The 23,048-nt window shown below is 66.5% G+C and carries 26 protein-coding genes and 2 pseudogenes; 15 read left to right on the top strand and 13 right to left on the bottom strand.

The features are described 5' to 3' along the window. The coding region (locus HW577_RS06680; RefSeq protein WP_198375354.1) for a hypothetical protein at positions 1–188 on the bottom strand (188 nt) is incomplete at its 3' end. A gap of 165 nt (positions 189–353) precedes the next feature. Here HW577_RS06680 and HW577_RS06675 point away from each other — a divergent pair. Next, positions 354–884: a hypothetical protein gene (locus HW577_RS06675; RefSeq protein ID WP_198375353.1), complete on the top strand. Its 531-nt coding sequence runs from the start codon at positions 354–356 to the stop codon at positions 882–884. Positions 885–1,017: 133 nt separating this feature from the next. Here HW577_RS06675 and efp read toward each other — a convergent pair whose 3' ends face one another. Next, a complete protein-coding gene (efp, locus tag HW577_RS06670) occupies positions 1,018–1,584 on the bottom strand; it encodes an elongation factor P (protein WP_198375352.1) in 567 nt (188 codons plus the stop codon). A 538-nt stretch (positions 1,585–2,122) separates the two neighbouring features. Then, complete coding sequence (locus HW577_RS06665; RefSeq protein ID WP_198375351.1) at positions 2,123–2,635, bottom strand: nucleoside 2-deoxyribosyltransferase; 513 nt, start codon at positions 2,633–2,635, stop codon at positions 2,123–2,125. A 260-nt stretch (positions 2,636–2,895) separates the two neighbouring features. Between HW577_RS06665 and HW577_RS06660 the strand changes: the two genes are divergently transcribed. From HW577_RS06660 to HW577_RS06650, 3 genes are all read left to right on the top strand, one after another. Next, complete coding sequence (locus HW577_RS06660) at positions 2,896–3,462, top strand: transposase (protein ID WP_198375350.1); 567 nt, start codon at positions 2,896–2,898, stop codon at positions 3,460–3,462. A 229-nt stretch (positions 3,463–3,691) separates the two neighbouring features. Beyond that, positions 3,692–4,036: a hypothetical protein gene (locus HW577_RS06655; RefSeq protein WP_198375349.1), complete on the top strand. Its 345-nt coding sequence runs from the start codon at positions 3,692–3,694 to the stop codon at positions 4,034–4,036. A gap of 92 nt (positions 4,037–4,128) precedes the next feature. Beyond that, positions 4,129–5,145: a helix-turn-helix transcriptional regulator gene (locus tag HW577_RS06650; protein WP_198375348.1), complete on the top strand. Its 1,017-nt coding sequence runs from the start codon at positions 4,129–4,131 to the stop codon at positions 5,143–5,145. A 202-nt stretch (positions 5,146–5,347) separates the two neighbouring features. Here the strand turns inward: HW577_RS06650 and HW577_RS06645 are convergent, their stop codons facing one another. Both HW577_RS06645 and HW577_RS06640 read right to left on the bottom strand, forming a co-directional pair. Further along, positions 5,348–6,931 carry an ABC transporter substrate-binding protein gene (locus HW577_RS06645; RefSeq protein WP_408639522.1) on the bottom strand — a complete coding sequence of 528 codons (1,584 nt, stop codon included), beginning with the start codon at positions 6,929–6,931 and terminating at the stop codon, positions 5,348–5,350. Between the two features lie 223 nt (positions 6,932–7,154). Continuing rightward, on the bottom strand, positions 7,155–8,027 hold the full coding sequence (locus HW577_RS06640) for a dienelactone hydrolase family protein (protein ID WP_198375347.1): 873 nt from the start codon (positions 8,025–8,027) through the stop codon (positions 7,155–7,157). A gap of 642 nt (positions 8,028–8,669) precedes the next feature. Here HW577_RS06640 and HW577_RS06635 point away from each other — a divergent pair. From HW577_RS06635 to HW577_RS06625, 3 genes and pseudogenes are all read left to right on the top strand, one after another. Continuing rightward, positions 8,670–8,798 (top strand): annotated as a pseudogene (locus HW577_RS06635) (IS5/IS1182 family transposase); the annotation flags it as partial. A gap of 312 nt (positions 8,799–9,110) precedes the next feature. Beyond that, positions 9,111–9,416 (top strand): hypothetical protein, encoded by a 306-nt coding sequence (locus tag HW577_RS06630; RefSeq protein WP_198375346.1) that lies wholly within the window; start codon positions 9,111–9,113, stop codon positions 9,414–9,416. After that, positions 9,413–9,580 (top strand): hypothetical protein, encoded by a 168-nt coding sequence (locus HW577_RS06625; RefSeq protein ID WP_198375345.1) that lies wholly within the window; start codon positions 9,413–9,415, stop codon positions 9,578–9,580. The genes HW577_RS06630 and HW577_RS06625 overlap by 4 nt, the downstream gene beginning before the upstream one ends. 348 nt (positions 9,581–9,928) lie before the next feature. Here the strand turns inward: HW577_RS06625 and HW577_RS06620 are convergent, their stop codons facing one another. Further along, complete coding sequence (locus tag HW577_RS06620) at positions 9,929–10,273, bottom strand: hypothetical protein (protein WP_198375344.1); 345 nt, start codon at positions 10,271–10,273, stop codon at positions 9,929–9,931. Between the two features lie 48 nt (positions 10,274–10,321). Next, positions 10,322–10,510, bottom strand: coding sequence for a hypothetical protein (locus HW577_RS06615; RefSeq protein WP_198375343.1), 189 nt, complete (start codon positions 10,508–10,510; stop codon positions 10,322–10,324). Positions 10,511–10,634: 124 nt separating this feature from the next. On the opposite strand from HW577_RS06615, the gene HW577_RS06610 reads away from it, so the two are divergent. From HW577_RS06610 to HW577_RS27130, 4 genes and pseudogenes are all read left to right on the top strand, one after another. Then, positions 10,635–10,814: a helix-turn-helix domain-containing protein gene (locus tag HW577_RS06610; RefSeq protein WP_198375342.1), complete on the top strand. Its 180-nt coding sequence runs from the start codon at positions 10,635–10,637 to the stop codon at positions 10,812–10,814. Between the two features lie 144 nt (positions 10,815–10,958). Further along, entirely contained in the window at positions 10,959–12,662 is a 1,704-nt protein-coding gene (locus tag HW577_RS06605) for a tyrosine-type recombinase/integrase (protein WP_198375341.1), read from the top strand. Further along, positions 12,659–13,744 carry a tyrosine-type recombinase/integrase gene (locus HW577_RS06600; protein ID WP_198375340.1) on the top strand — a complete coding sequence of 362 codons (1,086 nt, stop codon included), beginning with the start codon at positions 12,659–12,661 and terminating at the stop codon, positions 13,742–13,744. The genes HW577_RS06605 and HW577_RS06600 overlap by 4 nt, the downstream gene beginning before the upstream one ends. Before the next feature lie 332 nt (positions 13,745–14,076). After that, positions 14,077–15,156 (top strand): annotated as a pseudogene (locus HW577_RS27130) (recombinase family protein); the annotation flags it as partial. A gap of 588 nt (positions 15,157–15,744) precedes the next feature. Here the strand turns inward: HW577_RS27130 and HW577_RS06580 are convergent. Further along, a complete protein-coding gene (locus HW577_RS06580; RefSeq protein ID WP_198375338.1) occupies positions 15,745–16,725 on the bottom strand; it encodes a lysine-2,3-aminomutase-like protein in 981 nt (326 codons plus the stop codon). A 35-nt stretch (positions 16,726–16,760) separates the two neighbouring features. Between HW577_RS06580 and epmA the strand changes: the two genes are divergently transcribed. From epmA to HW577_RS06565, 3 genes are read left to right on the top strand one after another with little or no spacing between them, the layout of a single operon-like run. Continuing rightward, positions 16,761–17,783: an EF-P lysine aminoacylase EpmA gene (gene epmA / locus HW577_RS06575; protein WP_198375337.1), complete on the top strand. Its 1,023-nt coding sequence runs from the start codon at positions 16,761–16,763 to the stop codon at positions 17,781–17,783. Between the two features lie 54 nt (positions 17,784–17,837). After that, positions 17,838–18,533: a hypothetical protein gene (locus tag HW577_RS06570; RefSeq protein WP_198375336.1), complete on the top strand. Its 696-nt coding sequence runs from the start codon at positions 17,838–17,840 to the stop codon at positions 18,531–18,533. A gap of 4 nt (positions 18,534–18,537) precedes the next feature. Next, a complete protein-coding gene (locus HW577_RS06565) occupies positions 18,538–18,870 on the top strand; it encodes a c-type cytochrome (RefSeq protein WP_198375335.1) in 333 nt (110 codons plus the stop codon). Between the two features lie 67 nt (positions 18,871–18,937). Here the strand turns inward: HW577_RS06565 and HW577_RS06560 are convergent, their stop codons facing one another. Together HW577_RS06560 and HW577_RS06555 are read right to left on the bottom strand one after the other, a co-directional pair. After that, complete coding sequence (locus HW577_RS06560) at positions 18,938–19,783, bottom strand: TauD/TfdA dioxygenase family protein (RefSeq protein WP_198375334.1); 846 nt, start codon at positions 19,781–19,783, stop codon at positions 18,938–18,940. Positions 19,784–19,807: 24 nt separating this feature from the next. Next, a complete protein-coding gene (locus HW577_RS06555) occupies positions 19,808–20,542 on the bottom strand; it encodes an FkbM family methyltransferase (protein WP_198375333.1) in 735 nt (244 codons plus the stop codon). A gap of 138 nt (positions 20,543–20,680) precedes the next feature. Here HW577_RS06555 and HW577_RS06550 point away from each other — a divergent pair, with 138 nt between their 5' ends. Next, a complete protein-coding gene (locus HW577_RS06550) occupies positions 20,681–21,085 on the top strand; it encodes a BLUF domain-containing protein (RefSeq protein ID WP_198375332.1) in 405 nt (134 codons plus the stop codon). Between the two features lie 5 nt (positions 21,086–21,090). Here HW577_RS06550 and thiE read toward each other — a convergent pair whose 3' ends face one another. The 3 genes from thiE to HW577_RS06535 all read right to left on the bottom strand — a co-directional run. Further along, positions 21,091–21,717 (bottom strand): thiamine phosphate synthase, encoded by a 627-nt coding sequence (thiE, locus tag HW577_RS06545; RefSeq protein WP_198375331.1) that lies wholly within the window; start codon positions 21,715–21,717, stop codon positions 21,091–21,093. 81 nt (positions 21,718–21,798) lie between these two features. Then, the gene (locus HW577_RS06540) at positions 21,799–22,719 is read right to left on the bottom strand and encodes a class I fructose-bisphosphate aldolase (protein ID WP_198375330.1); all 921 of its coding nucleotides are present in this window, start codon (positions 22,717–22,719) and stop codon (positions 21,799–21,801) included. A gap of 62 nt (positions 22,720–22,781) precedes the next feature. Then, positions 22,782–23,048 (bottom strand): hypothetical protein (locus tag HW577_RS06535; RefSeq protein ID WP_232474726.1); only part of this gene is annotated, 267 nt, incomplete at its 5' end.

The following is a 23,048-nucleotide window of genomic DNA, read 5'->3' as shown; positions in this document are numbered from 1 at the left end:
CCCACGCCCACGCCCGGGGCGACACCCACCCCCGGCGCGCCGACGCCCGGGGCGGCGCGCAGGACCACGCCGGGGCGCGCGACGCAGCCCACCGGGACATTGACGTACTGGCAGTAGACGACCGCCTCGGCCGGCGTGGCGAGGGCGGCAAGCCCGAGGGCGACGAACAGGAACGGCGTGGCGCGCATCATGGCTTCCTCATTCCCCCCCGCCGATCGCGGGCGGCCCAGGATGCGCGCCGGGCGGGGGCGGCGAAAGAGGCAGGCCGCGGGCGGAACGGTGCGCGGCGCCGCGATTGACCGGCCGGCGCGGCGGAGGGCAGGCTGCCCGTTCCTCAACCTCGGGTGGAAACGATGTCGGGCAGCTACCCCCATGGCAGCTATGGCTGGTGGAAGGCGAACTACGCCTTCGATGCGGAATACGCGAAGGTCTGCCAGGTGCTGGCCGGCATGGGCTGGGACGTGAGCTACACGGAAATCGACCACTTCCCGCCCGATTCCACCTATGCCGGCGGCTTCGCCAACGTCGCCTACGAGATGAAGCCGGCCTTCCCGCTGATCTATCCGCTGCACCAGCCGAAAAGCGGGCAGTCCTATGGCGGCGGCTACGCGACCAGCAGCAAGAGCAGCAACCTGGCCAAGGAATACCGCTCGATCCTGACCGGCAGCATGCAGGGCGGGGACTTCTTCGCCGCCATGAAGCAGGACCTGATCGACAAGATGAACCTGGCGCTGCACGCGACGTCGTCGAACAAGTCCGGCACGGCGGGGCAGCGGACGCTGTTCAACAACCTGCTGCGGCCGGCGGTGGACCTGGCGCGCCAGAACGGCTGGATCAGCGAGATGCAGCATTTCGAGCTGCTGTCGCTGCTCTACAACGGCTGAGGGATGCCGCGCCGGAGCCGCATCCGGTCGAGGGGCACCGCGGCGCGGTTCCGTCGACCGGGGGTGGGTTGCCCCGGGCGCCGCGGTTTTTCCCGCCGGATGGGTCCGGCGGGCCCGGGGGGGGCGCTGCGCGTTACTTCGCGCGTTCGTAGTAGGTGCCGTCGGCGGTCTTCACGACGATCTTTTCCCCCGCCGTGATGAAGGGGGGGACCATGACCTTCACGCCGTTCGACATGACGGCCGGCTTGTAGGAGGAGGAGGCGGTCTGCCCCTTCACCACCGGGTCGGCTTCCACGACTTCGAGCACGATGGTTTCGGGCAGGTCCATCGAGACGGGCTCGCCTTCGATGAGCTTGACGTTGACCGTCATGTTTTCCTGCAGGAAGGGCAGGCGGTCGCCGAGGATGTCCTTGGACACCACTGTCTGCTCGAAGGATTCCGGGTCCATGAGGACCAGGTTCTCGCCGTCCTCGTAGGAGTAGGTGAATTCCTTGTCCTCGGTGGACAGGCGTTCGACGGTGTCGGCCGTGCGCCAGCGCTGGTCCTTCTTGGCGCCGGTCTTCACGTTGCGCATTTCCACCTGGATGACGGCCGCGCCCTTCCCGGGGATCATGATGTTCTGCTTGAGGATGGTGTAGCGAGCCCCTTCGAACTCGATGACCATGCCGGCACGCATCTGGTTGGCTTGCATCTTTGCCATGGGGGCGGTTCCAACTTTGGGTGGACTGCGCCGCGAAGCGGCACCGATCATGGGGCGTGTCTAGTCGTGGGAGTGACGGGCTGCAACCCGGGGGAAACCGCTTCTGGGATGCCCTGAATGCGAAAGCCGCAAACGGCAGCGCAACCCGGCGCAAATACCACAGGAGAACCAAGAGGAAAATTCTCATGGCGCCTCAAATCAAAATGGAAATTCATCGCACTCAATCTCAAGAGTAAAAGGAAAATCTATATTGCCTTTTTCTGTGTGGACGCGCACCATCGCTCGGCCACTTATTTTATAGCTATCCTTTAATTCTTCGCCTTTTAGCTTGTTTGCAATCAGGCGTTTTCCATTAATATTTATTTGGGCGAAGCCGCCAGGGGGGATGGCGTGTATGGGTGATACCAAAAAGTACCTACCGCCAAAGCCCTTGACATCAGATTTGTCGGACGTGCAATCGCGGCCGTCTTGTTTGAACTCCCAGCCTTCTTTTGCGTAAAAATATATCGAGTCAATGACTGGAGACCGTATATTTGTTTCATTTCGTAGAGAAATGGAAATGGTAATGTTCGCTGTCGCTCGAAATGCGTTTTTTCTCTAGTAGTCCTTTGGATCGCGCAACAAAGACATTTATCCGCTGGGCCCGGCTTCGTGAGATTTCACCAGAGATTACCGAAATATCTTGTGTAAGATCATTTCGAAGTTTCGTGATAGAGTTACCATATATAATATGCCTGCTATGTTTTAGATCAAAAGGTATATCTTCAGCTTGTTTTGTAAGAAGTATACACGTCTTATGTTTGGCGTGAGCGTACCCTACTTCGTAGAATACATTTGGATTTTTTCCGGTCATATCCGCGATTATAAAGTCAGCAACGTCAATTTGATTGAAAATACGTTCTAGAATCTGTTCATTGTGGAAAATCTGATCATCAACTCGCTCAATTTGGATGCCGTGACTTTCAGCGGCCGCCCGTATGCCAAGGCGGTACACATCATCAAAATCTGAATGAAATGACATAAGTACAAACGCAAATAGCGGCTTGGTCATGCTTCGAATAGATGCCCCACTGCAAGGTTGAGCAGCCGTCACGTGCAGAGACGCGAGGTGTGCCAGGAGTTCCCATCACTATAGCGCAACGTAAAGGATCTGGACCTCCGTTGTCACCCTCACACTCAACACCCGACCGCCCCTACAAACCCCTCCGCCGCATACGCCAGGATCGCCCGGTCCCGCGTCACCACCGGCACCCCCAACGTCACCGAGGGATTTTCCTCGACAATACGACTAAATTCCTATAACCTTGACCGATGCGCCCCCACCCCTTCCGCCCCCTCACCGATGCCGAGTTCGCCATCCTCGACCGGCTCCTCCCCGCCTGCCTCGGCCGGCCCGGCCGGCGTGGCCGCCCCCCGCAGGACCGCCGTCGCACGCTCGATGCCATCTTCTGGGTCGCGTGCTCGAAAGGCCCGTGGAAGGCGCTCCCACCCGAATTCGGCAGGCCCGACACCGCGTCCCGCCAGCTCCGTCGCTGGGCGCGGTCCGGCCATATGGACCTGCTGTTGGGGGAGGTCGCGAACCGCGACAGGTATGACGATCTTCTCAGCGCGCTCGCCTGGCGCATCTGCCGGGCCTATCGCCGCATCACGAAGGTGCTGACCATCGGCAGCCTGATGCTGCTCAAGCGCATCGGCCCCGATGCGGCGCTGCCGGCGGAACGGCGCTACCTGCCCGACCTGAATTTGTCCGAAACCGCGCGGCGCCTGACCTTGAAGGCGCTGGAGAACCCCTGGGCCCAGCCCCCCGGCACCTTCGCCACCCTCGCGAGGCTGGTTGCGAAGGCCGCCGGCGCCCGATGGCGCTGGCGCCTCACGTGAAGCGCCCCCCCCGAAACCCGGTTCCCAAAGGCCTTTCGGCCTTTGGCGGGTGGGTCCGGGAGCATGGATCCCCTTATGCCGAACACATGTCATCCGCCTTTAGGCTCGGCAGCGCCGTGCCGCAGGTTCAAATCGGGGACGCGCAAACGTCTTGATTTGCTGCTAGCGGGTTAGCGTTGCCCGCCGGCTGCCGCAGCACGTCGGCGCGCGGGCCGACAAGCTGGTTGCCATGCACTGGACCGGGTTCGCCCATGACGGCCAATCGACGCTCGCCGTCGGCCTGGTGACCAGCCACAGCCGGGCGGCGCCGTTGATCTGGCTCGGCGTATTGCAGGAGGATATCGCAACCCGGCGCGACGACGACGAGGACGCCTGTCGGCGGCGCTTGGCCGAAACCCTGCCCGCAGGCTGCCGCGTGACGTTCAAGGCCGACCGCGGCTTTGGCGACCAGAAGCTGTTCGCCTGCCTGGGCGAACCCGGCTTCGGCCGCGTTATCCGCTTTCGCGGCAAGATCCGCGTCACCGACGCGACTCAACTTTTCGACATTGCCGGACGAGAAATCAGCCTAACCTAGTCTGCTTAAAAACTGAAGCGCCCGTTCACTGCGAAACCGGCTGCGGCCCACTGCCCTTGAGCGCGCCCCAGCCTGAAATCGGAGCTGCCTTGATGCTGACTGCGGAGACATCTGACTCGAACCGACTGAAGATGATGGACGTAGTCCGCACAAATAATGTCGAGGATCTTTATTTAAATTCATGGGCCAGCAGCCGTTCCTACCGATTCTACCCTCGGGACCGAGCCCTTTTACGCGAGCGCTTCAGCAATAATATCTTTACCTTCGCCTCTCGCAGAGCAGGTTCCATCCTAACGACTTATGTCGATAGCCGCTTCGCGACCGAAACCGCGATCGACGGACAAAGTGATCTCTTTTGTTTTGCCGCACCGGCTCAGGGCGATATGACGTTGATCGTGCGCGGCGAGCCGACGACAGGTACGGCGGCCCGAGGTCTCGCTTACCGTTTGTCTTCAGACATGACGATGATAACCAGCGACAAGAGTGTGCGAACCAATGTCTTCGTCCAGGCTGCAAAGGTGGAGGAAGCATTGGAGAACATGCTCGATAAACGCCTCAGCAAGCCGATCGAATTTCGGCCATCTTTGGATTGGAGTTGGGGGCTGACGGCCAGCCTGAAGGTTCAACTCGACTTCATCCAGCGCGAGTTCGAACGGTCTGACGGCGTTGCCAATAACGCCGTCGCACTTGCCTCGGTAACTGATCTGCTGATGACTCTGATCCTGCGCGGCGTTTCCCATAATTACACCGATCAACTGGAGCTCGAACGAGAGAGCGCGGTACCCTTATATGTCCGGCGTGCGGAGGAGTTCATGCGCGTACACTGCGCAGATCCGATCCGCGTCTCTGACATTGCCGCCGCAGCGGGGTGTAGCGTCCGAACCCTCGGCTCCACTTTCCAAAGGTTTCGCGGCCGGACACCGCTGGCAGCCCTTCATGCGTGTCGGCTTGATCAGCTGCATGCGGAGCTGAGCCGCAGCACGGCCGATACCCCGATCGGTGCGGTTGCGCGCCGCTACGGATTCACCAACGCGTCACGGTTAAAGGCCGCGTTCCAGCGTCGTTTTGGCGAGGCACCTTCGGACATCGTGCGCCGCTCGTCGCGGTAATCCGCACAACAGAACGGGGCTCCGCCTCAAGCGGTTCGCGTGGCATCGGGCGCACCGTCTCCTCGATCATGTGGCGCAGCACGACTGCGTCTGGACCGCGACACGGGCTGAGATCGCCCTGCACTGGCGCGCGCATCACCCGCCGGGGGCGATCAAGACCATCTGGTGAGGCCACCAACACCCTAGGCCGCGACCCAAGGCATCAAGCCTTGCTGACGCCCCAGAAGAACGGCACCGTGGCATTGAAGATGCCCTGCACGTTGCGGCGGTAGGCCGTCGGGGGCTTCATCTGGCCGAGCGGCACGAAGGGCACCGTTTCAAAGGCGCGGCGCTGCATCTCGGCTACGATTGCGCGCTGACTGGCCTCGTCGGCCGCTTCCAGAAATCTCGTTCGCAGCGCCTCCAGCGGCTCATCCGTCGGCCAGCCGGCCCATGCGGCGGTGCCATGCGTGCGCAGCGGTAGATGGACGATTGGGTTCGCGACATCGGCCCCCGCCCAGAAGGTATGGAAGATGCTCCAGCCGCCGCGGTCGGGCGGGTTGCGGTTGGCGCGCCTAGACAGCACGCTGCTCCAGTCGGTGGCCACCAGTTCCACTCGCATTCCCATCCGGCGCAGCAGGTCGGCGGTGACCAGGCTCATCGCATTCGTGGTTGGAAGATCGGTCGGGCTGATGATGACGACGTTCTCGCCGGCATAGCCGGATTCGCGCAGCATCCGAATCGCATCATCCAGTCGGCCGGGCATGACCTGCGTACCCTGGTCGCTGCCGAGCGGCGTGCCGCAGGCGAAGAAGCCGCGACATTCACCGGAATAGCGCGCACTGCCCACCGCGGCTTCCAGGTAGTCGCGCTGATTCACCGCCGCCAGCACAGCGCGGCGGACGCGAACATTGTCGAAGGGCGGATGCAGGTGGTTGAAGCGCATCATCAATAGCGAGCCCACGGGATCGGTCAGCTCGATGCGCACCTCGCGGTTGCGCGTGAGGAGCGGCAGCAAATCAAACGCTGGCTGCTCCCACCAATCCACCTCCCCGGTCTGCAGCGCCGCAGCCGAGGTCGCGGGATCGGCAATGATGCGCCACTCGACGCGGTCGAGAAGCACGCGCTTGCCGCCCGCCGCACCGCGCGCCGGCTCTGCACGTGGAACATAGTCCGCGAAGCGCTCAAATACGGCAAGGCTGCCGGGCACCCACTGGTCACGCAAGAAGCGAAAGGGTCCGCTGCCGATAGTCTCAGTGTTTGGTATCATAGGATCGCTCAGCCCCACGCGCTCCGGTACGATGAACAGTGGCTGGGTGGAGAGCTTACCGAGCGCTTCGAGCATCAGCGGGAAGGGGCGTTTGAGGCGGATCTCGAAGTCGCGGTCGCCGGTCGCGCGTATCTCATCGACCGCAAGCATCAGCGTCTGGCCCATGGTGTCGCGGGCGCCCCAGCGGCGGATGGAAGCCACGCAATCCGCACCCCGCACCGGCTGGTCGTCGTGGAACTTCAACCCCTCGCGTAGCCGGAAGCGCCAGAGGCGACCGTCGCCGCTGACCTCATGGCCCTCGACCATCTGCGGCTGGACGCGAAAATCGGGGTCCACAGCAAACAGCGTGTCGTAAACCATGAACCCGTAGTTGCGGACGATGTAGCCGGACGCCGCCACCGGATCGACAGCGGCGAGGTTGCTGTGCGGGATGAAGCGCAAGGTGTTGCGCGCGGCTCCCTGGGCCAGGGATGGATTGGCGAGCGGACCAGCAGCCACCAGGCCAGCCGCTGCGCCGATGGTGGAGCGACGAGACAACCGCATTTTCCACACCTTCCGGATGCAATCATCGGCCCGGATCATTCACCGGGATAAGCGGACACGACGCGGCCGTTCGATCGGCTATTGGTTTTGCTCTCGAAACCTCAGCCTCGTCGAGTTCGCACGCCATACCCACAAAACTTGCACCTACCGCGCATTGCCCGGCGTGTCACCGATCTGCGGCAAGCCTATCAGCGCCCGCTTCGACGACGGCCCATGGTCATCGGACGGCGACGTGCCCATCGCGAGTGAGGCTGAAACCCGCTTCGGGCTCGCCACCCGCTTGGCTGAATGCGCCGCTGAAGCGCATGGCGAAGAAGGCCGCGACCTGTGTCGCCGTGAGTTCGGTGAGCTGCGGCCAATGGCTGACGGGAACCAGCATGCCGGGCCTGCCGGGCCACGGCAGCTTCACTGTCTCCTGCGACCCGTAAGACGCGTAATCCCATGCATACCCCGCCCCGGCATACTGCCGACGTCGCACGGGGACGAAGCGGAGGAGTTCTGCCGCAAGCTCCCTGCAGTCCGCCGGCAGGTTTACCGGGTCCGCGTCGCCGTGCAGCAGCAGGATAGGCGACCGCGGACGCATAGCTTCCGCCCGTGCGGCGGAGGCCAGCGTCGCGCAGCCCGGATAAAGCAGGACCAGACCCGCGGTCCGGTCGCCATGCGCTGGGTCGGACGCGGCTCGCAATGCGGCTAGTCCGGAGTCGCCAAAGGCCAGGAATCCGACCGGCGTGCCTGCGAAGCGCGGATCCCGTGCAAGGAGATCCATAACCTGCGCCATCCGGTCGCGCGCTGCCGCCGCATCATCCGAAGCCGTAGCCGACGCAACCCCGTCGGCGGAGGTGTCCACCAGCTCGACAAAAAGCACTGCGATGCCGGCCGCCGTGAGCTGCTTGCCATAGTGCCACCCGCGCGGGCCGATGCCTGTCGTGTCATGCAGGGCGACGACCACGGCCAAGGGCGCGGGCGCCGCAGCCTCATCGGGCGGCCACAATAGCCCGACAGATCCGACATCGGCGGCAAGGCCGCGCCCGGCCGAGAGAACCGCGATTGCAAACAGCGCACGCGCAAGCATGCGCGCGAGCGCCGGCACCCCTTCCACCCAGAAAAGTGTGGGACTGCACCGGGCCATCATGGGTCGAGGTCTCGCATCGAACGGCGCACATCGCGCCGCGCGCTGGCGCTAGTCCAAGCGGAACGTATCATGGCCCCGAGGGCGCGAACGGACCGAGCAAGCAGCGCAAGGTTGACCGCGACGACATAGGCGCGGGCCTTTGCCTCCACGTCCAACGGATCGTTTCTCAGGGCTGCCGCGAGCAGGCGCTCCCGCGCAAGCTCGATCGTCGCCGCGCGACCCGGGGCAGGTCTGCGCCCTATAGGTTCGCTCGTCGGTGAGAGAACGATGGAAATCTTGGAGAAGCCGCGCACGGTTGACCTGCTCTGATGAACAGACATGCTTTCACGCGCAGCCAAAGTGGTGGAGTCGCCATGAAACGCTGCCAACAGCTTTTCGGCCGGATCTGTCCGAACGCTGCCGAATCCGGCAATCGTGTTGAAGTCGTCACGCCACTATCGTCCCGCCGTCAATATAAATTGCACCTGATATTTCCCGCGTAAAGGGGATTGCCGACACGCCAAGTCCCGCACTTCCGGCCAGCTCTCCGCGGACGATGTTCAACCTTGTCGCCGCGCACGATCCGGCCGAACTCGATTCCCGTTGGCGGGCGCACGGCCGTGGCGGATGCTGCCGGTGCAGTTCGGCCCTTGGCAGACGGACTATTGGTGGTTCCGGCGCTTTGTCCGGCGCCTGCTGTTCCGCACTATCCACGACGTGGCGCTAATGCTGGACCGCGAGGCGGCGGGCCCCGAGGTCGCCGGAGGCTGTTTGATTTGGGTCACGCCGCAAGGTGGCGCGCCCACTTGTGCGAGTTGCTGTAGCTGCGATGGCCGGCGGTGCGCGAAAAGACTACTACGCTCCGCACGCTCCATGACGCTGTCGTGCGCGACCCGCCGGACGTTGAAGATTCATTTGGAACAGATTGATTAAAATATCGTACCCGGCAATTGATTGAATTCAATCAATATATCTTTGGATATATGAAAAATTATAATTGATCCTCGCTCGCCACAGAGCACGATCATTCACGTCCAATCCAAACCAATACGGAGGGCGTGAATGCCTATTGTTGTGGAACTCATCGTCGGTCACGGCGTGAAGATCGATACGAGCGATATCTGGCTGTTGAAGGAGGTCATCCAGGACGGCACCGCCGCCGTCGTGGTCGACCCCGCGGGGAAGGAGGTCACGCTCGTCGAGGACATCGCCTATCGGGCTGCCCCCGGGCTGCGCCTGTCCGTCATGCCGGCGACGCAGCCCGAACGGATCCGCCTCGTGATCGAAGCCTTCATCCCGCTGATCCATCGCTACCCGCCGCGCAACAACAAGCCTGGCGCCAAGAACCAGGGAGCGCCGACGTCTTGACGGGCAAGGGATCCGGGGATGAATGGCATCCCGTCCTGCGCCCCAAGCGCGGCGGCACCAAGAAGACCGACCTCGCCATCCGCAAGGCGCTGATGCGCGCGGTCCAGCGGTTGATTTTCGACCTCGAGCGCGAGATCGGCAGGTTGACGGCGATCCACGAATAGGCCCGTGCGGACCTCGTCCATCTCGAGGCGGTCCGCGATGCCAGTGCGAATGCGCTGGCGCTGGCCAGCGAGGCACACGGCACTCTGCGGGTGAGCGCGGCCATCTGGTGGACGATGATCCCCGACGCGCTCGAGAAGGGGGAAGAGGCACTGAACGCCTGTCGCGCGGTGCCGGGAGACGCGCCACCGGCGGACGTGCCGGTCGAGTGACGGAAAGACTGATCAGGAGCGACCTGCGTCGTTGCTGCCGCTCCTGCTAACGACGCCATTTAACCGCGCGCAGCCCAGTCCGATTAGCCTGCTGATTCTCGGTCTGGTCACGCTTCTGACCACTGGTCGAGCCGCCGATCAATCTGTCCCAGAGCCGTCCAGTCGTTGTCGAAGCCTCCGTCCTATATTCTCCAGGGCGTGCTGGGCGAGGCCCTTGGCAAGATAGAGATCCACTAGGTTCAGCGCGTATCGATCCGCATTACGTTCTGGCTCACCAACACGCGCGAGCAGTCGTTCCCGCACGGTGCGTGATCCAATATCGATGCCCTGATCGTGTCCCCACCGAAGAAGCTCCTGCACTTCCACGGCCACGATGAAGTGGGCACTCCCGTTCTCTCGTCGCCGCCGATGCTCGTCCCAGATGCGTTCAAGAATCTGCTTTGGCGCACCTCTCTTCCCGGCGCCGTGCTTCGATCCTGCCACGTGCCCCTCCTTGGGCAAAACGGCCTGACTTTTCTCGACAATTATGGCTCAACCCGCAACCTCGGCGGCACCTGAACGGACCACCGTCAGGAAGTTCCAGGCGCCATTCGCGACGACGAACGCCCGAAAGTTTGCGCGTCGATTTAATACATTTTGCTGAAGAAATTTTCGCGTGGCTCCCTCTGACTCACGGGCGCCCGGCCGGTTCAGACGGGAGCTGACCCAGATGGCGAGCATCAGCTCGGTTTCCGCGGATCGGCCTCATCGTTGACCGACGAAGCGCCCTCAACCTGTCGCACGAGGACGCCGCATGTCACCTTTTCCTGCCCCGCACAGCTCGCCGTTCCTCTCCGCAAAGGGCGTGCCGCAGTTGTTGCCGCTCCGCCAGGCAGCGTCGCTGCTGTCTCGCTCCGCGCGAACCGTTCGGCGCCTCATCGCGGCCGGCGACCTGCCGGCAGTGCGCATCCGCGGGCGGCTTTACGTGAAGCGCGACGAGCTTCGCGCGTTCATCGAGCGCCACGTCGAGATCCCGCCGAGCTGACGACTGCTGGTCCGTCCTCGACCGCATTCTGACGCCTTTGTCCGAGCCGCCATCAACTCATTGTCGCGGCTCAATAAAGGTAATCCCCCCCAACCTCTTTGTGGGTCGTCGCGTGTGACCGCGCGCGTCCCGGAGTGACCCAGCATGGCAACGATTCCTGCTGCTCCCAACCATCCTGCCACCGCGACGCCGCACGAAACGGCCTCGCAGATGCCGCGCTTCGCGGAGGTCATCGCCGCGATCGAGGCCGACGCGTCGTTCTCGCGCGGCGTTCGCTCCAACCTGCTCCGCGCGGTCCACATCGCGATGGGCCTCGTTTCGGCACCTGGCGTCGAAGCGCGCGTCGACATCCAGGCGCTGCGGGTTAGGCTCAAGCGCACCACGCCTGCCATGCTCGGCTTTCGATCGTCCGCCTCGTTCTCTGCGTTTTGCTCGAACCTGCGTCGTGCGCTTCGCCTCGCCGGCGTCCGGGTGATGCCCGGGAAGTCCCGTACGCCTGCTACCGGCGACTGGCTCGTGCTCAAGGAACGAGCCGAACACTTCGGATTGTTGCCCGCGCTGAGTCGCTTCCTGCACTACTGCTCAGCACACGGAGTCGAACCGGGCGCGATCGACAAGGCGGTGCTCGCCCGCTTCGTCGCGTTGGTCAAGCAAAGCAGCCTCAAGTCCAGCGGCGACAAGATCGAACGCCAGGTGACGATCGCCTGGGAGAAGGCGCGCCAGACCGTTCCCGGATGGCCGGATCGCGAACTTCCGATCCCGCTCCGTCGCAAGGCAGAATGCGCGCCGCCTTGGTCGGCCTATCCCCCGTCACTCGAGCAGGACGCCCGGGCCTTCGTCAGCCGGGGCGAAGACGACTGGCTCGACCCCGAAAGCCGGACGCAGATCCGCCCTTGTACAGCCCAGAACTATCTCGCCGCACTGCGGCATATCGCCGGCGAGCTCGTGGCTCTCGGCATGCCCGCCGAGGACCTGAAGACCCTGGCCGACCTGGTCACCGTTGACCGCGCCAAGAGGGTCCTTGCGCGCGTTGCCGCGCGCACCGGACGCCAGCAGGGCGGCCACGTCTCCCTGCTTGCGGTCGTCCTGTTCCTGGTCGGGCGAGACCACGTAAAGCTTCCTCTAGACCAGGTCGCCAAGCTCGCGCAGTTCGAGAAGGCAACTCGACCAAAGCGCGAGATGAGCACCCGTACGTTGCGCCGCCTCGAAGCCATGACGCCCGAGCGCATCGACGCACTGCTGCGCCTGCCGGGCAAGCTGGTCAGGCTCGCAAAGGCGCGTCCCTCAGTCGATGTCTCCGGGGCGCGTCTGGTCCGCTGCGCACTGTTCCTGTCCCTCCTGCTCGATACCGCCGCCCGTCAGGGCAATGTCGTGAGCCTGCGGTTCGGAGAAGAGATCATCGACGGTCCCGATGGCAGCATCTTCGTCGTTATCGACGGCGCCCTGGTGAAGAACGGCGAAGAGATCCGCAGCCCGTTGCGTCGGCAGACTGCTGACCTGCTCCATTTCTATAGGGAGATATATAGGCCTCTGCATGCCGAAGGCAGTGAGGCGCCGTGGCTGTTCCCGCGGCCGGACGGTTCGCATTGGCGGCAGGATCGGGCCTACGACACCATGATGGACGTGACGGCAAAGCACGTCGGCGTTGCCCTGAACCCTCACGCAATTCGCTCCATTGTCGGCGAGATCTTCGAGCAGCGTCATCCCGGCGCTCTCGGCGCGGTCAGGGACATCCTCGGTCATCGCAGCGTGACGACGACAGAGGCGTATTACCGGCGCCGCGGCAGCCAGCGCAGCCGCCAGTTGTTCCACCGTACGCTCGAGGAACGGATGGGTGGACGCTCATGACGGCGCCCTTGACTTCGCGGTTGTCGTTGCCCGTGGCAGCCTGGCCCCCGGAGATCCGCCATGGCTGGGAAAGCACCTCGGAACCGCCCGGCTTCCTCGAGACGCCTATCGCCGCCGCCTCCTGGTCGCCGCGCCGACGCCAGCAGGTCCAACACGATGCGGGGCGGTTCCTCAGTTGGCTCTTGGCCCGGGGCGATTGTCCGACAGATCCGGAAAGCGTCGCTGCCTGCGCCGATCCGGCGATCCTAGCCGAATTCATCAAGTCGGAACGCGCACGTGGCATCCGCCTCACGACCTTGGGCACCACGCTCGGGAACGTAATTGGCTTCGTCAGCTCCGTCCGCCCCGGTTGGGATCCGGCGCGCGCCTACCAGCTGGCCGATGTGGTGAAGCGTCGAGCGCGCCGCCTCCCACCCACGCGGCGCTTCATCGTGGACCCGCGCTACCTGTTTGAGAGCGGCATTTCGGCGATGCATGAGACGCTTGACGAAGCGCCAAACGTCACTGCTCTCGATGATTCGCAGGCGGGTCTCATGGTAGCGCTGTTGGCGGTCGCGCCAATACGGATCGAGAACTTCGCTGCGCTGCGCGTTGGCGTCGAGTTGCTCCGTACATCGGAGACGGACCATTATCGGATCGAGCTCGCGGCCGAGATCACAAAGACTAGGAAGCCCGATAACTGGCCCGTGCCCGGCAGCCTCTCCCGCTATCTGAGCCACCACTTGGACGTGGTGCGGCCGATGATGCTGGCCCGTGCCCGGAACCCCGGGGACGACCATGGCGCGCTCTGGGTTGGTCATTACGGGCAACCGCTCGGTCAACAGGGCGTGCGCATCCACATCCACGCGGTCACGAAGGCCGCCTTCGGTGAAGCGGTACATCCGCACAGCTTCCGGCACTGCGCGGCCACGGCGCTTGCGCTCTGGCACCCTGACCGCCCGCGCGAGACGCTGGCCTTGCTTGGCCATGCCAGCCCGCGGACGACAGAAAAGCACTACGAGCGCAGCCGACGCCAAGTGTCTATTGGCCTGCTGCACGAGGTCTACGAGGGTCGGCTCGCCGAGAGTAGGAAGAACAGGTGAGCCGCCTCGCTTGCCCGCCTTCCGCGGCGGCCCCGTGCGCACAGCACCCTCGAATAGCGGCTTGGCCTACGCGCCCCGTCAATTCTTTGGCCGCCGTGTCTAAAAACTGGCGCGAGCAGCGGGACGCATGACGTCATGCGTGCTCAGTCCCAAGTTCCGCCCCCTCGCTCGTCACCACCGGATGCCTCGCGTACCGCCGACGATCCGCTGATCGTGCTCGTCCGAGCTCTCGGCCGCCAGGCCGCGAAGGAACTCTGGACAGCACAGCACCTCCATCACCACAATCCGGGTCACGCCAAGGAGGGCAGCACCCCCGAGACCGGGAACTGCCCATGTCCCTCCGCTGCGCCCTCTACGCCCGCTACTCCTCGGACCTCCAGCGCGAAGCGTCGATAGACGATCAGCTCCGTCTCTGCGCCGATCGCGCCAAGCGTGAAGGATGGACCGTCGTCGGCAGCTTCACCGACGCCGCCATCTCAGGCGCCACGATACTCCGGCCCGGCTACCAGGCGCTGCTCGAGGCGATGCGGGCCGGCCGCGTCGACATCGTCCTGGCCGAGAGCCTCGACCGGTTCTCGCGCGACCTCGAGCATGTCGCCGCCTTTCACAAGCAGGCGCTGTTCGCCCGCGTTCGCGTCGTCACCCTGGCCGAAGGCGAGATCTCGGAACTCCATGTCGGCCTCAAGGGCACCATGGGGGCGCTCTACCTGAAGGACCTCGCCGACAAGACCAGGCGCGGCTTGTTGGGCCGCGTGAGGGAGGGGCGATCGGTTGGACGCGTCCCCTACGGCTACCGCCCGATTCGCGGTCGCCTCGGTCCGGATGGGGAACCGGAGCGCGGACTGCGCGAGATCGACCCAGGCGAAGCGAGCATCGTTCGCCGGATTTTCGATGCGTATGCCGCTGGTAGGAGCGCCAAGGCTATTGCCCGCGCCTTGAATGCCGAAGGAGTGCCGGGCCCCAGTGGCGGTCTTTGGAGTGACGCTTCGATCCGTGGCAGGGCCAGTCGGGACGATGGGATGCTGCGCGCGCAAATCTATATCGGCCGGCACATCTGGAACCGCCGGCAGAAGCAGAAGGATCCCTTGAGCGGCCGGCTACACCGTCGGCCGAACGACGAAGGTGCCGTCGTTGTCCAAGACGTTCCCGACCTGCGCATCGTCGACCAGGCGACCTGGGACGCAGTCCAGACGCGCCTTGTCCGCGATGCCGCCCCGATGAAGAACGCGGAGCGGCCGCGTTTCTGGGACTGCCGCCGTCCCCAGTATCTGCTCACCGGCAAGGTCGTCTGCGGTTGCTGCGGCGCGCTCTTTACGCCGATCGGCCGGGATTACCTCGCCTGCCGAGCCTACAAGGTCGGCGGCTGCCGGAACGGAGCTTCGGCTCGACGGGGCCCTCTCGAGGCAAAGGTCCTGGAAGCGCTCGGCCATCGGCTCATGGCCCCCGAGCTCGTCGAGAGGTTCGCGGATGAATTCGTAGTGACTTGGAATCGTCTGGCAAAGGAACAGTCGGGGGCGTCCGAGGCGCATCGGACGGAACTGGCCGCGGTCGAGCGCAAGATTGCGAACCTCGTCGAGGCGATCGCCGAGGGCGTAGCTCGGGGCGGAGAGGTGGCGTCTCGCCTGGAAGGCCTGGAGCGACGCGCGGCAGCCCTCCGCGCCTCCTTGGTATCGGCTCCGCCACACGCCCCGAGGCTGCACCCCAACCTGGCGCAGGTTTACCGCGACACGGTCGTCGGGATCCGGGCTGCCTTGGCGCGTGGTGAGGGCAGCGAAGCTCTAGAGGCCGCACGCGCACTGATCGACAAGGTAATCGTGTCGCCATCACCGGAAGGGGGCGGCCCCCCGGGATTGGAGTTGGTAGGCGCACTCCCCGGCATGCTGAAGGCTGCGGGTGTGCCGATCGGCGACCACCCAGCCGAAGCTCGCCGCGTCCAGGATCTGCACGCGCTCATGTGTTCGGAAAAAGGGGGTCTGGGAGGGCGGCGCCCTCCCGGCTGCTCACGCGACGGGTCGCTTCCCCCCGCCCTCGGGCTGTTCCCGCACGAAATGCGGAATGGCGAACCCCGGCACGCGCCCGCGGAGTGCGCGCATCAGCGCGAGCCCTTCCTCATCCGGCACCGCGAAGCGCGCGGTCCCCGGCGCCGGGTCCAGCGCGTGCAGGTAGTAGGGCTTCACCCGGTTGCGGATCATCGCCCGCAGCAGGTCTTCCAGCGCCTGGGGGCTGTCGTTCACGCCCCGCAGCAGCACGGTCTGCCCCAGCAGGGGGATGCCGGCGCGGGCCAGGCGCGCCAGGGCGGAGGCCGCCTCGGGGGCGAATTCGCGGGCGTGGTTGGCGTGGACGGCGATCATCACCGGCTTGTCCACCTCCAGCGCCGCCAGAAGGGCCGCGTCCACCCGGGCAGGGTCGGCCACGGGCACGCGGGTGTGGATGCGCAGCGTCTCGATATGCGGAATGGCGGACAGTCGGGCCAGGATCGCGCCGAGCCGGCGGGGGGAGAGGATCAGCGGGTCGCCGCCGGTCAGGATCGCCTCGCGGATTTGGGGCGTGCGTTCGAACCAGGACAGGGCCGCGTCAAGCTGCGCCTCGGTCAGCAGCCCGCCATCGGGCCCGACCACTTCGCGGCGGAAGCAGAAGCGGCAATAGACCGGGCAGGCGAGCAGCGGCTTCAGCAGCGCGCGGTCCGGGTATCGGTGGACCACGCCCGTGACCGGGGTGAAGGGGCCGTCCGCGGTGGGGTCGGGGATCTCGTGCGGGGCGGTGTCGAGTTCCGCCAGGTCCGGGATGTATTGCCGGGCGATCGGGTCGGCCGCGTCGGTGGGGTCGATCAGGCGCGCGACCTGGTCGGTGACGGCGATGGCGAAGCGTTGCGCGACGCGGGCGGCGTCGGCCTCGGCGGCGGGGGGAATGAGGCCGGCCTCGGCCAGCCCCCGCGCGTCGCGGAGGGTCCGTCCCTGGCGCCTGCTGTCTCCATCCGGCATGGTCGGGCGGTTACCGGAAGGCCGCCGCGCGCACAATGGACAAAGCCCCCTGGAGCCTGGAGCGCCTGCGGGCGCGGCTGCCTTTCCTCGATGCGCGGGCGCGGCTGCTGCGCGCGACGCGGTTCTTCTTCGGGCAGCGCGGGTATCGGGAGGTGGAGACGCCCTGCCTCGTCCCCGCCCCGGGGGCGGAGGTGCATATCCGCGCCTTCGGCACGCGGTTCGAGCCGCATCTGGGCGCGGGGGAGGGACGGTCGCTGTGGCTGCGCACCTCGCCCGAGCTTGCCATCAAGAAGCTGCTGGCGGGCGGGTGCGGGCCGGTCTTCGAACTGGCGCGGGTGTGGCGGAACGGGGAGGTCTCGGCCCGGCACGCCCCGGAATTCACCATGCTGGAATGGTACCGGCCCGGCCTGGGGTTCGAGGGCCTGATGGCCGAGGCTGAGGATTTTGTCCGCGCCGTCTGCCCGGCGGTGGTCGCGCATCAGGGCGTGGAATGCGACCTGAGCCTGCCCTTCGAGCGGCTGACCATGGCGGAGGCCTTCGATCGTCATTGCGACGGGCTCGATATCCTTGGCACGGAAGGCGATGCGGCCCGGCTGCGGGCGGCCGCGGCCGCGCGGGGCTTCGCGCCGCGGGCGGATGAGGGGTGGGAGGACCTGTTCTTCCGCCTGCTGCTGGAACGGGTGGAACCGGCGATCGGGCGCGGGCGGGCGACCTTCCTGACACATTGGCCGGCGCCGCAGGCTGCCCTCGCCAGGCGGGACCCGGCCGATCCGCGCGTGGCGCTGCGCTTCGAATTGTTCGTGGCCGGGATCGAGCTGGCGAACGCCTTCGACGAATTGACCGACGCGGCCGAACAGCGGGCGCGGTTCGAGGAAGCGAACGCCGAGCGCCGCCGCATCACCGGGGAGCATGGCTGGGAGGTGGACGAGGACTTCATCGCGGCGCTGGACGCGGGGATGCCGGCGACGGCCGGGATCGCGCTCGGCTTCGACCGGTTGGCGATGCTGGCGACCGGTGCCCGGTCGATCGAGGACGTGCTGTGGCTTCCCGTGTCTTGACCCCGCGCCGCCGCGTCGCGTCTAAAGGCCCCGCGCGTTCGAAGCAGTGGGTTGATGGCGATCGGGTCGAAATACAGCCGGGAGAGGCGCCGCCGCCGCGGGCAGTTCATGCTGCGCGCCGCGAAGTGGCTGCTGATCGTGGGCATCTTCGTGGGGCTGGGCGTCTGGTCGTATCAGAGCGGGCTCGAACTGGCGCGGTCGGAAGTCACGGCGCTGGAGCGGCGGATCGCCAATCTTTCGGCGGATGCGCGGGATGTGTACGCGCGCAACGCGGCGCTGGAAGGGGAATTGCGCCAGGCGCGGGCGGACATGGTCGCGCTGCAGCGGCGCTACGAGCAGGACGTGCCGCGCGGGGATGCGGCGGCGCTGTTCTCCCTGGTGCAGGGGCGGATCGCGGCGGGCGTGCCGCGGGCGCGGATGGAACAGGTGGTGCGCGACGCCGGCCCGATCCGCCGCTGCGAGGGCCGCGGCACGGTGCGCCGCTTCGCCATCGCCTATGGCCGCGTGCCGGAAGGGGCGGGGATCGAGCTGCAGGATGGCGTGGTGCGCGTGGTGGTCAGCGCCCCGGCGCCGACCGACGACCTGGCGCGCGCGGCGAGCGTGGCGGTGACGGTGGCCGGTGGGGAGACGCTGACGCTGACCGGCCTGCCGCAGCGCCATCCGGTGGTGCTGGGCAATGTGGAATTCACGCTGAACGTGGCGGCGAGCGACGTGCGCGGCTTCGCGCAGGCCTCGCTGTCGGGGTGCTGAGGCGATGAGGCGCGCGGCGATCCTAGTTGCGCTGCTGCTGCCGGTGGGCTGTGGGCCGCGGGCGGAAGACCAGGCCGCGCGCGGCGAAAGGATCGCGCAGGAGCGCTGCGCCGCCTGCCACGCGGTCGGCCGCACCGGGGCGAGCCCGCGCGCCGGCGCGCCCGCCTTCCGCGACCTGCATCGGCGCTATCCGGTCGAGCAACTGGCGGAATCGCTGGCGGAAGGCATCGTCACCGGGCACCCGGACATGCCGGAACAATCCTTCGACCGGGCGGAGGTGGAGGCGCTGATCGCCCATCTGCGCAGCCTGGAAGGGCCCGGTGCGGGCGGCCGCTGAGCGGCGCGCCCGGTTCAGCCGCATCGGCGGCGCGATACGTCCCGCCGGAATTTGTCCAAAACCCGGGTCAGGCCGGCACGTCGCCCTGCAGCGTGATGCGGTGCATCTCCCGCCGGTGGCCGTGATAGTCGTTCACCGGGTAGTGCTGCACCGCGCGATTGTCCCAGAAGGCGAGGGAGCCCGGCGCCCAGCGGAAGCGGCAGGTGAATTCCGGGCGCGTGACATGGGCGAACAGGTAGTCGAGCAGCGGCTTCGATTCCTCGACCGTCCAGCCCTCGAACTGGGAGGTGTGGCCGAGGTTGACATACAGGGCGCGCCGCCCGGTCTCGGGATGCGTGCGCACCACGGGGTGGATGCCTTCCAGCACCTCCGCATTCGTCACCGCGCCGCGTTCCTTCTGCCGGTCCTCGCGCGTCTTGGACGCATCGGCCTTCCTGGACGAATTGATGGCGCGCAAGCCGTCGAGCGTGGCGCGCAGGCCGGGGGACAGGGCTTCGTAGGCCGCTCGGGCGTCGGCGAAGATGGTGTCGCCGCCCGTGGGGGGCACCTCGCGCGCGACCAGCATCGTAGCCATGGGCGGGCGTTCCAGATAGGCGGTGTCGGAATGCCAGACGCCGCCGAAGTTGATCCGCTCGTGCGGTTCCTTGATGACCGGCGTGATCTGCGGGAGGCCATCGAGCCCGCGCACGAAGGGGTATTCCACCGGCGTGCCGAAGCGGGCGGCGAAGGCGAGGAAGTCGCGCGGCGGCAGGTGCACGTCACGCAGGAACATCACGCCATGCTCGAGCCAGATGGCGCGCAGCTCGGCGATGGTGCGCTCGTCCAGCGGCGCGGAGAGATCGAGGCCCGAGACCTCCGCGCCGCAGGAGCCGGAGGCGCGGGTGACGGTCAGGCGTTGCGCGGTGATGGACATGGCGTTCCTCCGTTTGCGGCAAGGTTACGCCGCGGCCTTGAGGCGCGCCAGCATGCCCCCCGCTTCCTCCCGCGGCAGCGCGTAGAAGACGAAGACATAGGGGTCGGAGGCCTCGAAGATGGAAGGGTCGGGCGATGCGCGCTGCATGGTCGCGCGATCGAGGGCCGCGACCGGATGCCAGGTGCCGTGCAGTTCGAACAGCACATCGTAGCCGAGCGCGTCGAGGAAGGCGGGCACGGCCCAGGTGCTGCCCTCCCTGTGCCGTTCCTCGATCTCGAGCGTCAGGACGGGGCGGCAGCGCAGCAGCGTCTCCCGCGCCCCGCGCAGCACCTCGTATTCCGCGCCCTCGGCATCGACCTTCATGGCCGTGAGGTCCGTGATGGCGAGGTCGTCCAGGCGCAGCAGCGGCACGGCGAAGCGCTCGACCGTCACGCGGCCCGAGAGGTGGGCGCGGTAGTCCTTGGCGGTGCTCGCCCATTGTTCCTGCGCGACGCCGTCGAGCACGGGCATCGACAGGGTGATCTCGCCCGCCATGTCGCCGAGCGCCGCGGCGCGGCAGTCCACATGCGCGGGCAGGCCGCCGAAGGCCTCGCGAAGCGCGGATTGCAGGCGGGCGAAGGCCGGCGGCAGCGGCTCGAAGGCGATGACGCGGGAGGATGGCAGCCGCGCGAGCGGGATCGCGATCAGCCCGTCATGCGCGCCGACATCGACGAGCGTGCCCGGCCGGTGCAGCAGGGTGTGGAAGGTGATCTCGTCCATGCGCGCGCCCTGCATCCGTTCGGTGCGCCGCAGCCTATCGCAGCCCGGCCCGTCCGGCGACGGTCGGGCGGCGCGGTTGCGCTGGGCAGGGCGGCCGAAAGGGTCCATGCTCTACCGAACCGAAAGGCCTGGTTGCCGATGCGCCTCTCACAGCTGATCTACGTCTCCCGCCCCTTCGGCTTCCATGAAGGGATGCTGGACGACATCCTGGTCTCCGCCCGCCGCCACAATGAGCGGAACGGCATCACGGGATCGCTCGTCTGTCGCGCGGACCTGTTCCTGCAGATCCTGGAAGGCCCGCGGCTCGCGGTGACGGAGACCTTCGGCCGCATCCTGCGCGACGATCGGCATGTGGAGACGACCATCCTGCATTGCGGCGACACCGCCGAGCGCATGTTCGGCTCCTGGACTATGCGCGACGACCCGCCGCAGTCCTGGATGTGGCCGCGGGAGGAGGTGCGGGAGGGCGTGGTGGAGTCGACGACGGCCGCATACGCCCTGACGATCTTCCGCCGCCTGTCGCGCCTGCCGCGCGCGGCCTGAGCGGTTCAGGCCGCCGCGATCGCCGCGTTCATCGCCCGCACGCCGGCGGCCGCGCCATCCGGGTGGTTCCACACCGCGCCCACCACGGCGAGGAAATCCGCCCCCGTGCGGACCAGCGGCGCGCAGTTCGCCGCGGTAATGCCGCCGATCGCGACGCAGGGGATCTCCATCATCTCCGACCACCACTCCAGCAGGTCGGTGCCGGCGCTGTGCACCGTCTCCTTCGTGTCGGTGGGGAAGAAGGCGCCGAAGGCGACGTAGTCCGCGCCGAGTTCACCCGCCGTCATCGCGAGGTGGCGGGAGGCATGGCAGGTGATGCCGAGGATCCTGCCCTCCAGCAGCATCCGCGCCCCGGCATGGTCGCCGTCGGACTGGCCGAGATGCGCCCCGTCGCAGCCCAGCCGGTGCGCGAGGATGGCGTCGTCGTTGAGGATGAAGGCCACGTCGCGCGCGTGGCAGACGGGCATCAGGGCCTCGACGGCGCGCTTGACGTCATCGGCGCCGGCATCCTTCAGCCGCAGCTGAAGGCAGGCGACGTCCCCGGCATCGAGTGCCGCTGCGAGGATCTCGCGAAAGGCGGCGGGATCGAGCCGCGGCGGGGTGACGAGATAGAGCCGACAGCCCTGGGTCATGGTGCTGGTCCTGGTGCCGGCAGGGGTCCGGGGAGGCACGGCCTCCCCGGTGGGGGTCGAGGGGGCGGCGCCCCCTCGGTCTCAGGCCTTGGTCTTGTACACCTCGATCATGGAGGCGAGCAGCTTGAGCGCTTCCTCCTTCGGCCGCTGGAAGGCATTGCGGCCTACGATCGAGCCGTTGCCGCCGCCGGCATGGATGGCCTTCACCTCGGCCAGCAGCGCGTCCGTGCCCTTCGCCTCGCCGCCCGAGAACACCACCAGGCGCCGCCCGTTGAAGCAGGTCTGCACGATGTGGCGGATGCGCGCGGCCATGTCGGAGCCGTCGATCTTGCGCTCGATGTAGACCTTCTTGGCCGCGTCGAGCGACAGCGGCTCCATCGGCGGCTTAACCTTGATGATGTGCGCGCCCATCAGCGCGGCCATGTGCGCGGCATAGGCGCAGATGTCGAACGCGGTCTCGCCCACCTTGTCCAGCATCGGCCCGCGCGGATAGGACCACACGACGACGGCGAGGCCCGCGGCCTTGGCTTCCTCGGCCAGCTCGCGCAGCTCCTCCATCATCTCGAACTGGTATTCGCTGCCCGGATAGATGGTGAAGCCGATCGCCGAGCAGCCCAGGCGCAGGGCATCGGAGACGGAGCCCGTCACCGCCTGGTCCTTGGTGGTGGACAGGCTGTTGGAGCTGTTCACCTTGAGGATGGTCGGGATGGAGCCGGCGAAGGTCGCCGCCCCCGCCTCGATCATGCCGAGCGGCGCAGCATAGGCGTTCAGCCCCGCCTCGATCGCGAGTTCGAAGTGATAATGCGGGTCATAGGCCGCCGGGTTCGGCGCGAAGGAACGGGCCGGGCCGTGCTCGAAGCCCTGGTCGACCGGCAGGATCACCATGCGGCCGGTCCCGCCGAGCTTCCCCTCCATCAGGATGCGGGCGAGGTTCGCCTTGGTCCCGGGATTGTCGCTCTCGTACCAGGAGAGAATCTCCTTCACGCGGCGGGTCAGCTTCATGGCGTGTCCTTCCTTCGGGTCGCGGTGCGGCGCCGGGCGGATAGCGCAGCGCGCCCGCCCTGTCACGGGGCGCGGGGTTTCGCCGGCCCCTGTGGCGCTTCCATGGCGAGCCAGGCGCGCAGTTTCGCGAGGTCATCCCGGCGGCTGAGGTCGAGCGTGGCGAGGTCGAGTGCCGGCGGCCTTGCCGGCAACAGCCGCGCCCCGGCCTGCCCGGCCGCCGCCGCGACCGCGGCGAAGGCCGGGCAATCGCCGTCCAGCACGATGAGGCGCGCGCCGTCGCGCAAGGCCGCTAGCGAGATCGGAAGGGCGCACGAGCGGACACCAGTCGT

Source organism: Neoroseomonas rubea (assembly GCF_016106015.1).
GTDB lineage: Bacteria > Pseudomonadota > Alphaproteobacteria > Acetobacterales > Acetobacteraceae > Neoroseomonas > Neoroseomonas rubea.
The sequence above is the reverse complement of the archived record's forward strand: the minus strand, read 5'-3'. Positions and strand labels throughout refer to the sequence as shown.

Excerpts from the sequence above, each read along its gene's own strand:
- epmA (WP_198375337.1), top strand. The coding sequence starts at position 16,761 with ATGGACAAAGCCCCCTGGAGCCTGGAGCGCCTGCGGGCGCGGCTGCCT.
- HW577_RS06615 (WP_198375343.1), bottom strand. The coding sequence starts at position 10,510 with ATGCTCGCCATCTGGGTCAGCTCCCGTCTGAACCGGCCGGGCGCCCGT.
- HW577_RS06580 (WP_198375338.1), bottom strand. The coding sequence starts at position 16,725 with ATGCCGGATGGAGACAGCAGGCGCCAGGGACGGACCCTCCGCGACGCG.
- efp (WP_198375352.1), bottom strand. The coding sequence starts at position 1,584 with ATGGCAAAGATGCAAGCCAACCAGATGCGTGCCGGCATGGTCATCGAG.
- HW577_RS06650 (WP_198375348.1), top strand. The coding sequence starts at position 4,129 with ATGCTGACTGCGGAGACATCTGACTCGAACCGACTGAAGATGATGGAC.
- HW577_RS06660 (WP_198375350.1), top strand. The coding sequence starts at position 2,896 with ATGCGCCCCCACCCCTTCCGCCCCCTCACCGATGCCGAGTTCGCCATC.
- HW577_RS06550 (WP_198375332.1), top strand. The coding sequence starts at position 20,681 with ATGCGCCTCTCACAGCTGATCTACGTCTCCCGCCCCTTCGGCTTCCAT.
- HW577_RS06605 (WP_198375341.1), top strand. The coding sequence starts at position 10,959 with ATGGCAACGATTCCTGCTGCTCCCAACCATCCTGCCACCGCGACGCCG.
- HW577_RS06570 (WP_198375336.1), top strand. The coding sequence starts at position 17,838 with ATGGCGATCGGGTCGAAATACAGCCGGGAGAGGCGCCGCCGCCGCGGG.
- HW577_RS06665 (WP_198375351.1), bottom strand. The coding sequence starts at position 2,635 with ATGACCAAGCCGCTATTTGCGTTTGTACTTATGTCATTTCATTCAGAT.
- HW577_RS06675 (WP_198375353.1), top strand. The coding sequence starts at position 354 with ATGTCGGGCAGCTACCCCCATGGCAGCTATGGCTGGTGGAAGGCGAAC.
- HW577_RS06655 (WP_198375349.1), top strand. The coding sequence starts at position 3,692 with ATGCACTGGACCGGGTTCGCCCATGACGGCCAATCGACGCTCGCCGTC.
- thiE (WP_198375331.1), bottom strand. The coding sequence starts at position 21,717 with ATGACCCAGGGCTGTCGGCTCTATCTCGTCACCCCGCCGCGGCTCGAT.
- HW577_RS06630 (WP_198375346.1), top strand. The coding sequence starts at position 9,111 with ATGCCTATTGTTGTGGAACTCATCGTCGGTCACGGCGTGAAGATCGAT.
- HW577_RS06560 (WP_198375334.1), bottom strand. The coding sequence starts at position 19,783 with ATGTCCATCACCGCGCAACGCCTGACCGTCACCCGCGCCTCCGGCTCC.
- HW577_RS06555 (WP_198375333.1), bottom strand. The coding sequence starts at position 20,542 with ATGGACGAGATCACCTTCCACACCCTGCTGCACCGGCCGGGCACGCTC.
- HW577_RS06565 (WP_198375335.1), top strand. The coding sequence starts at position 18,538 with ATGAGGCGCGCGGCGATCCTAGTTGCGCTGCTGCTGCCGGTGGGCTGT.
- HW577_RS06600 (WP_198375340.1), top strand. The coding sequence starts at position 12,659 with ATGACGGCGCCCTTGACTTCGCGGTTGTCGTTGCCCGTGGCAGCCTGG.
- HW577_RS06540 (WP_198375330.1), bottom strand. The coding sequence starts at position 22,719 with ATGAAGCTGACCCGCCGCGTGAAGGAGATTCTCTCCTGGTACGAGAGC.